A 12281-nucleotide genomic window follows, 5' to 3' on the forward strand; every position below is an offset into this window, starting at 1 on the left:
ATTTTTATGACTATCAGTGGGGTCTATTTAACAGGAAAAAAATAAGTAAGAGATAACAGGTATTTAGTATCAATAGATAAAAAAACGCCAATCAATTGATTGGCGTTAAGTACTCTTTAGTTAATCCGCGTTAGCTTTAATTAAAATAACAATTTATAACCAAAGAACTTCGACGCCACTGTATTAATAAACACAATCGCTAAAATAACTGGAATATAGGTTTTTAATGCAATGTCAGAGTACTTAAGCAAAATACTGTGTTTTCCCTTCTCTAACCCTTCTGATAGCTCTTTATTGAAGTTAGCCATCTTCCAGCGATACATAACAAACAAACATATTAATAAACCATTTAATGGCAATATGGTGTCGTAAAATACATCGTAAATCACATCAAACATGGACTTAGATGCGCCAGCGTAATGAGTTAAGTTAGTAAGCCCCTCTGACATACCAAATGACATTGACGTTAATACCGTTAAGAACACCATGATCACAGCCAAGTAACCCAGTGATTTTTTACGGCTAACTTTTGCACCATCCATTAATGCTGAGTTTGGTACTTCAATAATAGATACCAAAGACGTAATAGCAGCAAAAAATACTAATAAGAAAAACACTGATGCAATTGCGCTTGCCCCAAAGTAACCAATGTCTGTTTGTAGTGACAAGAATATTTTTGGTAATAAAACAAAAATCAAATTAACTGATGATTCACTCAATTGGTCTGGGTCAACCATAGGGTTAAAGCTGAATATAGCAGGCATGATCATCAAGCCTGCAACAAAAGCCACACTTGTATCTGTTAACGCAACGAGTTTTGACGAGTCTGCAATATCTTGTTTTTTACTGATGTATGAGCCGTAAGTAACTAATATCCCCATACCTAATGACAAAGAAAAGAAAGCTTGTGATAAAGCTGAACTTATTACCGTACCGTTAATTTTAGAAAAGTCAGGGACTAAGTAAAAAGCTACACCAGCAAAGGCGTTATCTAATGTTAATACGTAGATAACCAATAATATTAAGAGAACAAATAACGAAGGCATTAGAATTTTTGCTGCGCGCTCAATCCCCTGCTTTACGCCACTCATTAAAATAACACCGGTAATGCCTACAACCGCTATCATGTAAATAAATAATGAATTGCTAGTAACAAATTTACCAAACATATCAGGGTCAGCTAAAGCAGCTAAGTCGCCAGTAACGGCGTGGTAAAGATAACCAAATATCCAAACTGTGATCACCATATAAAATAATGCGATCATAAATGGTGTTAATACACCTATCAATCCAGCTATCTTCCATTTGGTATCATTATTAGAGATACTTTTATATGCGCCAAGTGGGTCTTTATTGGTATGACGACCAACTGACATTTCTGCCATCATGATAGGTAAACAAATTAAGATCACGAATAATGCGTAAATAATTAAAAATGCACCTCCACCGTTTTTTGCGGCTGCCACTGGAAATCCAACTAGATTACCAATTCCTACAGCTGAGCCAGCTGCAGCTAAAATAAAACCAAGTTTTGAGGAAAAATGCTCTCTTTCAGCACTCATACAAGCTTCCTTTAAGTAAATGTTATTATTGTTATGAATAAATTTCTGCAGCGCATGCTAGCAAGTAATTTAAACTCTGTCTTCCTCTACACTTGATTTTCAGCTCAAATGTTGCAATATCCAGTTAAATAACAAAAATTAAATAACTCAAACAGGAATTATCTAAAAATGTATTACATGATCTGTTCACAAGATGTTGAAAATAGCCTAGCCTTAAGAATGCAAACACGAGAAAAGCATTTGGCTCGTTTGCATGAATTAACATCTCAAGGACGTTTATTACTTGCAGGGCCTTTACCAGCGGTTGATGCAGAAAATCCAGGTGAAGCTGGATTTACCGGTTCATTAGTGGTTGCTGAATTTGACTCGTTAGAAGATGCACAACAATGGGCTAATGCAGATCCATACCTTGATGCCGGTGTTTATGAAAGTTCGCTTGTTAAGCCTTTTAAAAAAGTATTTCCGTAAACATTTAACCCCAAATTAGTAGGGAATTAATATTGTCTTATAAAAAGTTTTTACTTCTTAGTGTATTAATATTTATTAATACAACAGCGCAAGCAGATACATTGAATGCAAATGATGTGAGTCGTTTTGATATACCTGAAGTTAAACATTGTCAGAGTAAGTTTTCCGACAATGTCACCTATTCCACTTGTTTGGATAGTGTTTTGTCTACTAAAAAACGAGAGTTAGAAACATGGCAAACAGATATGGAGACAAAAATCAGGGAAGTTACGGGTCGTAGAGATGCACTTTCTTTATTTGAAAAATCCAGTGAAGAGTTTGAGCAGTTTAAGAATAAAAACTGTAAATGGCAGTACTTAACATTTTTACCTGATGTTGAAAGTGCCGTTAATATGTCTAAAGAGTGTCAGGTTTATATGACAATCCAACGTATTAATGAGTTAAAACAATTAAGTAAGTTTGATTTTTATTAGCTTGTAAATATTTGCACTAGCCCTTTTAATTTCTAAATTAAAAGGGCTGATTTTATTACTGTCTTGCTGCCTACTCTTTTACCTTTCTGGTCATGGCAACATAAAAACCAATTAAGCCCAAAATAATGGCAACTAATGCGCTAACGTTAAATTCGCTTTTATTGTATAAACTGGCTATCAATATAAATAAACCGACACCAACCACACAAATTGAAAACACACCTAAAATGCCTTTCCCAGTTCTAATTGAACGATTTCTAAACTTATCAAATCCCATACTATTTGCCTCCAATCATGGTTGTAATTTTTTTTACCGTATTTAGGTTACGCCCAGTTGCTGGCTGCCCCAAACAAGACTCGATATTGGCCACTAACTTTGAGCGACCTATGCCCTCTGGTGCATGTAAATAAAATATATTATTTTCAACATAATAGGTTTCTGTGCTTGATAACCATTTATCTACATTGTCCATTTTTAGCTTTATATCCTGCTGACAAAAGTAAAAATGCACAAATTTACCTTCAAAACTCTGATATGGATTATTGGCTACAGACTTACTGAATTTATTGGCTTGGATAACAAAAGTGTTCGGTGTAAAACCAAACTGTTCTGTTATCAATGCTTTTATGTCGTGTTCTGGATTGGTGTCACTGTTTGACGTTAAAACAATATTACCCGTTTGAATGTAGGTTGAAATATTTTGATAACCACTGGCGGTTAAAAGCGGCACTAAGGATTTCATTGGTAATAGGTTATTACCGCCTACATTTATTCCTCTTAATAAAATAACAAATGTTTGCATTTTTGTTCCTTAATGCCTTTGCTCTCTTTTTGGCTCTGCTTTAGACCTTGGGATTTTTACTTTGTTTTTCAAGGGCTATATCGGCTTTTGATCTGAGTGTCTTTTTGCCTCTGATACTAGCAAAAGGATCTGGCTCGTTTGAGTCTTCTTGATCTAATGTTGTTGACTTAGGCTTTCGTTGTTTAGACGCCTTCATCTTTTTATGCAGATCTGAATCTTTACTGGCATTTTCATTAATTTTACCAACGCTAAACCAATAAACGCTAACTAAAACTAAATACACCAGCCACTTAACAAGATAAGACAAACCTAGACTGGAGTTATCAGAAACTAGGCTGTAATTAACAAAATCTTGGTGTACTAACGAGGTTAAAAACAACGCCAATATCAAGATAATAGTGATACCTATGTGCTTTTTATATTTACGCCAAATGGAAATTACTAATGTCCATTTTAATAGCTGATTAAACATAAGCTTCTGTTACCTCCATCATCAACTCCACAAAGACAAACCCAATAAAGAAGCTAATACCAATAAACCTTTACCTTTGGCATTACTGATGATCAGTTCTTCTTCTTCTTTGACGATGATCTCTAATTGTTCTTCGTCAAAATCTTCAGGGACTTTGCCAGCCAAAACAATACGAGTTTTGGCTTTGCTAATGGCTTTATCTCTGATCTTTTGATTAAGCTTAGCTCTAAGGTTTATGATCTTTTTCATAATTTAGTTTTCACTACTCATATTTAATTTTACGTTATTGAATTCAAGTAATAAGCGCGGCTTATTCCAAACCAAATTCATTTAACAAATGTGCCTTTAACGAAGCCGGTACACCTTTAATGGTTAATGTATCTGTACCCGGCGAATAATTCACTCTATCACCTAGTAATGTGCGGTCAAATGAAACCGACACGCCGCCACCAGAACCAGATAACTTAACTAACTTACGCACAGTACTTTTATCAAGCGTTACCTTGTCATCGAAACTGTACTCTTGCTGAGATATAAAGTCTTTAAATTCATTGTCTGATACCACAGATAAGGCTTCATTAAGTCCAGAAATATCGGCATCTTCGCCACTAGAGATTTTTTCACTGCAGTATTCAAATACTTTTTCGCGTGTTTCTGACTTTTCATTTTGCGCCATAGACTCTGTAGACATGAAGTCATCAATCGCCGTTAACAACTCTTTGCTTTGAACTTTAGCGTTAATCGTTTCCGTACAGCCTAATAAGTCCATAAAGAAGTCGTTAACTTGTCGTCCAGCTCGTCCTTTAATAAAGGAGATCGCTTTTAAGTCATCTTTAGCATGCAATAAATTACTAACATCTATTCTTGCTGCTAATTGAATTTTAGTTAAATCTAAATGGCGAGCACGTTGAATACCAAATTCTGTATCAATAGAGAAATGCTCAGTTAAGTTAACTACACCAACCATAAAATAACGGGTAGAAACGTATTCATAATCGATTAGTAATAAATAGCCGGTTTCTTGGAATTCGTATTTTTCTAATTCTGCCTGAAATATCTGTAAGGTTTCTTTAGACACATGATCAAAGGCAACTTCTTGATTTAAATAACTATGTAGACCTTGAGAGAATGCAGTGTTTTTCTCTTCACTAAATGCCGCATAGCTCTTACTTGGCTTTGCGTTGTAGACATTATGTAGTTGCTCAACAAACTGATTAGATTTCTCTAAACTTGTATCTGTCATTACCGCCCATTTGGTAGAAAAGTCGGTATCTTCTTTTTTTTCATAAAAAGCGATTGAAAACTGGTTAACCGTTAGTGACATGGTTTTTCCTAATCATTATATTGTGTTAGCATCTGCGTTAATTTAAATACAACGCAGTTCAAAAATATTATGCCAATCATATCAAAATACACTAACGATGAGATTAATAATTTAGTCGAAGAGATAATTTCTGTTATTCAAGCTAAAAAAGCACCTGTAGATCTTGCATTAATTGCCTTAGGAAATACAGTTAGTAACGTTATTGACGATAATGTATCACCAAAGCAAAAAGCGGCTATTGCTAAAAGCTTTTCCGATGCCCTCCTAGCTTCGATGAAAGGCTAGCGTCAATGAGTAACTAATTTTAAGTAATTAGTTCCATAGTGTTAAATGAGAGATTGAATAATTGATTACAATTCCTAACATGAAAGAATTAGAACGCCCTTTTAACTTATTGTCTTGGGGACACTGGTTTACTTTTACCAATATTTTGTTGGCTTTGTTATTTTCTTTTTTCTATCTCTCACCTTCCCAACTACCTGAGACTTTTTTAGGTTGGGTTTATTTAGGCGTTAACTGGATTGGCCATTTTTCATTTTTAGCCATCAGCTGCTTTATCCTTACCATATTCCCTATTATTGCGTTATTCCCACACAGACATCATATTCGTGGGTTCTCGTCTGTAATGGCAACCTGCTTTCAACTTTTACTATTTTTAGATGTATTATCATTTAGAGGTTTAGGTTATCACTTGTCAGCAACATCATTGGTGCAACTACGTGAAGTTGAAGACTTTTATGTCGCACACATAGGTAATGCTTATTGGGTGTTATTACTGGTTGTTTTAGTTGCTATATTGGCTTATCAATTTGCCATGAGTAACTTAACTTGGAAGCGCATTCATCAATTACAAAACTTCAAATATAAAAATGGGATCTCAACTACTTTAGTTACTATCTTTTTTATCAGCCACATGATGCATATGTGGTCTGACGCTACGCTCAATGCCGATATAGCCAAACAAAACAATATTTTCCCAGTGTCGTACCCATTAACAGCAAGAACTCTGTTAGCTAAATACGAGTTGATGGACTTAAACAAGTACAAAACATATAAATCTCAACAAGCTGACGTGTCAAAATCGGGCTTTACTATAATGCCTTTTACTAAGGTAAGTTGTGACATTACCGACAAAAACAATCTGTCGGTTCACCTTGTAGATATATCTAATTTTTCTGCAATTAGACAGTGGTTAAATGGGTTCGATATAGATTATCAAAGCTCATACCAAGTTAGTATTCCGGCTGATTTTGATACAGCAATGTTTAACTTCACCACAGGTTTACCTGGCTTATATAATCATATGGAACATCAAACCAGTTTAGATATTAATCAACAACTTGGTGCAAATAAGATTGCGATAGAAGTGCATGCAGGGACTTATGACGTTGAGCAACAATCTGCAATATCTGAAACGAGTCGAGTTTATGTATTTTATGACAAAACAAACGACTTACCTTTTTATAGAACCAAAGCAATATTAGTTGGTTTCAAACCATTTAATAATATTCCAATTGCACCGCAAAATATTATTGCTTCATATGTTAAAGAACAGTTAGATTGCCCTATGTATGTTGAAGAAAACTTAATAGACAGTGCGATTAATGACATAACGTATGATTATATTTTCACTAATTTCCATCAGGGTTTATTTAGTATTCTGTACAAAGATAAGAGTATGTTGTTTGAACATGGTCAGCTTGTTTCCAATGTGTCATTTTCTAATGCTGAGCCAGTTAGAGAGCCGTTAGACTTACAAACCATACAAGCGGCTATCACCAAGTTGACAAGTAAAAGAATAAAACTGAAAAAAGAAAAAGAAGTTCTGCCAAGTGATTCAGAAAAGAAAGAAATTAAGCTGAAAGTTCAACTGGAACATTAGACGTAAAAATAAATACCGAGTAAGGAAAAACTATAAATACGGCTTTATATCTTTTACTAAGTTAGTTATTTATTTATTTAGCTTATGTAGCTGTTACTTAGTTTATTTAGCAGCTACCTAACTAATGACTCTATTGACGTTAAAAACTCTGACATTGCCAACGATTTATTCTGCCCTTTTATCAATGTTGCCGTGTGATTAAAGTCGGTCAACAATCTTGATGCCGCCATAGCATTTGCAGCATTACCTGTTGTTGCAGATTTGAGCATTAACTGCCTTATTCGTTTCTCTATTAAATAAAGTAAGAATGAAGACATTAGTGGTTTAGTTACCACTTTATTAAGTAACACAAAGCTTGGAACTTGATTTTTAAGCCACTGAATAAATAATTGATAAACCTCAGTAAACTCTTCTAATTTTTGCTCTTCCACCCAACTTTCCAATTCACTTTCTGAATTGTTTGAAAAGCCAATAATATAATCCGCTAAATCTGGATAAATAGCTTTTAGTTGTTCTTTGGATTTATTTTTAATTTGAATAAACTGACAGCGACTTAAAATAGTCGGTAATAGCACAGCTTTAGATTTACACAGTAAAAATATAAAACTTTTATTGGTGGGCTCTTCTAACGTTTTTAACAGCGCGTTACTGGCATTTTCTGTCATGTTTTCAGCGTGTTCTAATACAATAACTTGATTGCCTGATAAATGTGACATGTTTGATAAAAACTCAGAGGTTTTACGAACATCATCAATACCTATTGTGCCCCTTTCTTCATTCACTAGCATAAAGTCTGGGTGTGTATCTGCATCAAATAAATTACAGCTATGGCACTGACCACAGTAATTACCAACCTCAGACTTAGCATGAGTACTTTGCATTTGGCATAATAAACTTTTTGCAAGACCTAATATATTGGTCAAACGTTTATTAATATCTATACCTTCAACAATGTAAGCATGTGCTAACAGTTCTTGCTGTTTTGGTAATGACAATATGTCTGAGCTGGTATTTATCATTATTTATTTGCACTTAACCAGTTAGTTAGTTCTTTGGTTATTTGTGATTGTACGTCTTCTAATGCTTTTGATGCGTCAATAACAATCACTTTAGGATTATTATGAGCTAACGATAAATAGACCGCACGAGTTCGTTCAAAAAATTCTATTTGTTCACGTTCAATTCTATCTAGCACTCCACGAGCTGCGGCTCTGGCTAAACCAATTTTAGGATCTAAGTCCATTAATATGGTTAAGTCTGGTTCAAAGCCTTTTAATACCGCATTACGTATCGGCATAATTAAATCTTGGCTTATTTGACGACCACCACCTTGATACGCAAGTGAAGACATATCGTGTCTATCACCCAACACCCATTTACCATCATTTAACGCAGGTTTAATTACATTTTCAATCAATTGAATACGACTTGCGTACATTAATAACAATTCAGCTTCTGGTGTTAGTAGTTCTTCAGTTTCAGATTTAACAATATCACGCATTTTTTCAGCAAGCGGAGTTCCACCGGGTTCCCGAGTGGTAGTAAAGTTTATACCTTGATCTGATAGTAAACGTTTGATCAGTTCTAATGCCGTTGTTTTACCTGCACCTTCCAATCCTTCTACAACGATAAACTTACTCATTACTGCCCTTTTTCTGATGTGTCGTTTTTCAACAGCTTCATTTGCTTTAAGTAATCTTGCACTGATTTATTGTGTTCTGCCAATGTTGTATTAAATACGTGGCCACCTGTACCTGATGCGACAAAATAATAATAATCAGTAACCGCCGGATTCAACACAGCTTCAATTGATGCCTGACTTGGGTTAGCAATTGGTGTTGGCGGTAAGCCGTTAATACGATAGGTATTATAAGCTGTTTTTTGTTTTAAATGTTTACGAGTAATATCGCCTTTATACTCGTCCCATACACCATAAATAACGGTAGGGTCGGTTTGTAAGCGCATTCTTTTTACTAATCTATTGTGGAACACAGACGCAATAAGTTTACGTTCAGAAGCCAAAGACGACTCTTTCTCTACAATAGATGCCAGAATAAGTGCTTCATAAGGCGTTTTAACTAATAAGTCAGATTGTTTTTGTTGCCAAAGCTGAGTTAATACTTCTTTTTGCTTAACCACAGCACGGGATAATAATGCAGACGCACTAGTATATGCAGAATAATAATAAGTGTCTGGGTATAACCATCCTTCGGGGGTATCTGTCACTAAAGATAGTTTTTTAGATATCTCTGCTAATGAGTCGGACTCTAAGTCGTTATCCAAAAATACAGTTGAATCTAACTTAGTCAGCACCTGATAAATATTTTCGCCTTCAAGTATAGTAAAAGGAAATTGCTGCTCTTTTCCTTCGTTTAAATTTGCAACAAATTCATTTAAAGGTGTATTAGGGCTGAGCGCATAAACGCCTTTTTTGATTTGGCCAATACGACTGTCTATTTTAGAAAGGACTTTCACGCCAATACAGTCATTAATAAAGCCATCTTCTGTTAACCGATGGCATATTGAATTAAGCGAGTCGCCCTCTTTTATATGGATCAGTTTAGCGTCAGATAAAACAATCGGTTGAGTGTAACTAACTCTTAATGCGCCAAGCGCTATAATAAACAAGCATACAAAGAATAATAACGCGACGTTGAACAGAAATTTTTTATTGAATTTTAAATTTTTAGGCACTTGTTACTTCTTTTATAAAATTATTTTTCGCATAAGTTGCGAACTCAATTCAGTATTGAATAGTCTATCATCAATGCTTGAAACTGCCTGTATACCAATTAAGCTATTACAAATGAATACGGCTTCAGCTTGTTGAATGACATCATTAATATTTTTCTCTATTGTAATAATATTATTGTACTCTAGTAGCTGATTTAATATAACGCCACTGACACCGGCATTACTTAATAATGGTGTATACCAACTTCCTTCTTGATACCAGATAACATTAGCCTTGGTTGTCTCTATTAAATTACCGTTAATGTCAGCAACTAGCCCGTCCGTAAATATCGTTTTCTCTAACTCCACTGACGCCAATACTTGCTCTAAGCGATTACAGTGCTTTATACCTGCAAGTAGAGGTTGTAAGCCTAATTGAGTTGTTAATTGGGTTAATGCAATTGGTTTTGGTTGTTGGGTTTCTTTTATAAAAGGCGCTGACAATTCATCACTAGAAACAAAAATATTAGTATTAATATTGGCACATTGACCATACCCGCGCACTGAATGACCTCGACTAAAATGTACCTTTATAAAGCCAAGTTCCATTTGTACTGCAAGCTTTCGTAATTCCAGCTCTAATAATTTCCAGTTAATATCATTAAAATCTAACCGTTCATTTGCTTGTTGCAAACGAGCTAAATGAGCAGAAAAAAACTGAATTAAACCATCTACAACTTTCATCGTAGTAAAGTGACCATCACCGTATAAAAAACTTCTTTGGTGCTGAAATTCACTCTCTATGGAGGTTTTATTAATATTGTGATCAAAGCAAAAAAATGACATAAAAAAAGCCTAACTATTTGGATAGGCTTTTGTATCAAATTAATGAAGATCTTTCATCTTAATAATGTATTAAGTTACATCTTTTTAAATAGCAAAGTACCGTTTGTTCCGCCAAATCCAAATGAATTACACAGAGCATATTCCAATTTAGCATCACGAGCCGTGTGAGGTACGTAATCTAAGTCACAACCTTCATCTGGGTTATCAAGGTTAATTGTTGGCGTTACTTTTTGTTCAACTAAACTCATTGCCGTAATAATAGACTCTACAGAGCCTGCCGCACCTAGAAGATGACCTATCATCGACTTAGATGAAGACACCATTACTTTACCAGCATGATGACCAAATACGCGTTTTACCGCTGCAGTTTCAGCTTTATCACCCGTTGGTGTTGATGTACCGTGGGCATTAATATAACCAATTTGCTCAGGATTTATTTGTGCGTCATTAATCGCGTTCATCATAGAGCGTGCTGCACCGTCACCATCAGCTGGCGGCGATGTCATGTGATAAGCATCTCCACTCATACCAAAGCCAACGATTTCAGCGTAAATAGTCGCACCACGAGCTTTAGCGTGTTCGTATTCTTCAACAACCATAACACCTGCACCATCACCTAAAACAAAGCCGTCACGGTCTTTATCCCAAGGACGACTTGCTTCTGTAGGGCTTTCATTACGAGAAGATAAAGCACGAGCTGCACCAAACCCACCAATACCTAACTGAGTTGAGCCTTTTTCAGCACCACCGGCTACCATAACGTCAGCGTCGCCGTAAGAGATCATTCTAGCCGCTTGACCAATATTATGAACGCCTGTTGTACAAGCCGTTGTAATAGAGATATTAGGACCTTTTAAACCATACATAATAGAAAGTTGACCAGAGATCATATTGATAATGGTAGAAGGAACAAAAAATGGTGATAACTTTCGAGGACCTGAATTCATCAGCTTAGTGTGATTTTCTTCAATTAAGCCAAGACCACCGATACCAGAGCCGATAGCAACACCTATTCTATATGCATTTTCTTCAGTTACTTCAATACCAGAATCTTTAAGTGCTTGAATAGCTGCGATAAGACCGTATTGAATAAACAAGTCCATTTTTTTTGCATCTTTACGTGCAATGTAATCTTCGGTATTTAAACCTTTAACCATTGCAGCAAACTTAGTTCCGAAGTTTGTAGTATCAAAGTGAGTAATTAAATCAACGCCACTTTTACCTTCCAACAAATTTGCCCATGATGATTGTACGTCGTTCCCTACTGGTGACAACATGCCCATACCGGTCACAACAACTCTACGCTTTGACACAAACACTCTCCTAAACTTTCTTATCAATTGTATTAATAAATTGGTATTACTTATAAATTCATTAATACAATGGTTATGAATGCTACATTTTAAATTAATAAAACAAATGTAAGATGAAAAAAAAGGCAGCCAAAGCTGCCTTTTAAAAACAATTATACAATTATTCAGCGTGTGCTTTGATATAATCTACAGCTGATTGAACAGTTGTGATTTTTTCTGCTTCGTCATCTGGAATTTCAGTGTCGAACTCTTCTTCAAGAGCCATTACTAATTCAACAGTGTCTAGAGAGTCAGCGCCTAGATCATCAACAAAAGATGCTTCTGATTTTACTTCTTCTTCTTTAACACCAAGTTGTTCTATAACGATCTTTGTTACGCGATCTTCAATACTCATCTTATTTTCCTTATCAATAAAAAGATAAATTTTAAATTTTGATGCGGCTAGTTTAATTACTGCTAACCGCG

General features: G+C 35.2%; 16 protein-coding genes. 4 read left to right on the forward strand and 12 right to left on the reverse strand.

Annotated elements, in window-relative coordinates:
• Positions 1–140 precede the first annotated feature (140 nt).
• A complete protein-coding gene (locus tag Q0940_RS11085; RefSeq protein ID WP_299268424.1) occupies positions 141–1562 on the reverse strand; it encodes a sodium-dependent transporter in 1422 nt (473 codons plus the stop codon).
• Positions 1563–1730: 168 nt separating this feature from the next.
• Here Q0940_RS11085 and Q0940_RS11090 point away from each other — a divergent pair, with 168 nt between their 5' ends.
• The gene (locus Q0940_RS11090; protein ID WP_299268427.1) at positions 1731–2030 is read left to right on the forward strand and encodes a YciI family protein; all 300 of its coding nucleotides are present in this window, start codon (positions 1731–1733) and stop codon (positions 2028–2030) included.
• A 32-nt stretch (positions 2031–2062) separates the two neighbouring features.
• Positions 2063–2503 carry a hypothetical protein gene (locus Q0940_RS11095; protein ID WP_299268430.1) on the forward strand — a complete coding sequence of 147 codons (441 nt, stop codon included), beginning with the start codon at positions 2063–2065 and terminating at the stop codon, positions 2501–2503.
• Positions 2504–2573: 70 nt separating this feature from the next.
• Here the strand turns inward: Q0940_RS11095 and Q0940_RS11100 are convergent, their stop codons facing one another.
• The 5 genes from Q0940_RS11100 to Q0940_RS11120 form a co-directional block, all read right to left on the reverse strand.
• Complete coding sequence (locus Q0940_RS11100; RefSeq protein WP_299268433.1) at positions 2574–2780, reverse strand: hypothetical protein; 207 nt, start codon at positions 2778–2780, stop codon at positions 2574–2576.
• A gap of 1 nt (position 2781) precedes the next feature.
• Complete coding sequence (locus Q0940_RS11105; RefSeq protein ID WP_299268436.1) at positions 2782–3306, reverse strand: DUF1697 domain-containing protein; 525 nt, start codon at positions 3304–3306, stop codon at positions 2782–2784.
• A 40-nt stretch (positions 3307–3346) separates the two neighbouring features.
• Positions 3347–3778 carry a hypothetical protein gene (locus tag Q0940_RS11110; protein WP_299268439.1) on the reverse strand — a complete coding sequence of 144 codons (432 nt, stop codon included), beginning with the start codon at positions 3776–3778 and terminating at the stop codon, positions 3347–3349.
• Positions 3779–3799: 21 nt separating this feature from the next.
• On the reverse strand, positions 3800–4027 hold the full coding sequence (locus Q0940_RS11115) for a hypothetical protein (RefSeq protein ID WP_299268442.1): 228 nt from the start codon (positions 4025–4027) through the stop codon (positions 3800–3802).
• A gap of 61 nt (positions 4028–4088) precedes the next feature.
• The gene (locus Q0940_RS11120; protein ID WP_299268445.1) at positions 4089–5102 is read right to left on the reverse strand and encodes a nucleoid-associated protein; all 1014 of its coding nucleotides are present in this window, start codon (positions 5100–5102) and stop codon (positions 4089–4091) included.
• A gap of 69 nt (positions 5103–5171) precedes the next feature.
• Here Q0940_RS11120 and Q0940_RS11125 point away from each other — a divergent pair, with 69 nt between their 5' ends.
• Both Q0940_RS11125 and Q0940_RS11130 read left to right on the forward strand, forming a co-directional pair.
• Complete coding sequence (locus Q0940_RS11125) at positions 5172–5387, forward strand: DUF1414 domain-containing protein (protein WP_299268448.1); 216 nt, start codon at positions 5172–5174, stop codon at positions 5385–5387.
• A gap of 61 nt (positions 5388–5448) precedes the next feature.
• On the forward strand, positions 5449–6984 hold the full coding sequence (locus tag Q0940_RS11130; protein WP_299268450.1) for a DUF3413 domain-containing protein: 1536 nt from the start codon (positions 5449–5451) through the stop codon (positions 6982–6984).
• Between the two features lie 113 nt (positions 6985–7097).
• On the opposite strand, the gene Q0940_RS11135 is transcribed toward Q0940_RS11130, so the two are convergent.
• The 6 genes from Q0940_RS11135 to acpP form a co-directional block, all read right to left on the reverse strand.
• Positions 7098–8003 carry a hypothetical protein gene (locus Q0940_RS11135; RefSeq protein WP_299268453.1) on the reverse strand — a complete coding sequence of 302 codons (906 nt, stop codon included), beginning with the start codon at positions 8001–8003 and terminating at the stop codon, positions 7098–7100.
• Positions 8003–8626, reverse strand: coding sequence for a dTMP kinase (gene tmk, locus Q0940_RS11140; protein ID WP_299268456.1), 624 nt, complete (start codon positions 8624–8626; stop codon positions 8003–8005). The genes Q0940_RS11135 and tmk overlap by 1 nt, the downstream gene beginning before the upstream one ends.
• A complete protein-coding gene (gene mltG, locus Q0940_RS11145; RefSeq protein ID WP_299268459.1) occupies positions 8626–9678 on the reverse strand; it encodes an endolytic transglycosylase MltG in 1053 nt (350 codons plus the stop codon). Before mltG ends, tmk begins: the two co-directional genes overlap by 1 nt.
• 12 nt (positions 9679–9690) lie before the next feature.
• A complete protein-coding gene (gene pabC / locus Q0940_RS11150) occupies positions 9691–10503 on the reverse strand; it encodes an aminodeoxychorismate lyase (RefSeq protein WP_299268462.1) in 813 nt (270 codons plus the stop codon).
• A gap of 74 nt (positions 10504–10577) precedes the next feature.
• Positions 10578–11816 carry a beta-ketoacyl-ACP synthase II gene (fabF, locus tag Q0940_RS11155; RefSeq protein ID WP_299268465.1) on the reverse strand — a complete coding sequence of 413 codons (1239 nt, stop codon included), beginning with the start codon at positions 11814–11816 and terminating at the stop codon, positions 10578–10580.
• 160 nt (positions 11817–11976) lie between these two features.
• Positions 11977–12210, reverse strand: a complete 234-nt coding sequence (acpP, locus tag Q0940_RS11160) for an acyl carrier protein (protein WP_105052546.1) — start codon at positions 12208–12210, stop codon at positions 11977–11979.
• Positions 12211–12281: the final 71 nt, after the last annotated feature.

It is taken from the genome of uncultured Psychrosphaera sp., from assembly GCF_947500655.1.
Taxonomy (GTDB): Bacteria; Pseudomonadota; Gammaproteobacteria; order Enterobacterales; family Alteromonadaceae; genus Psychrosphaera.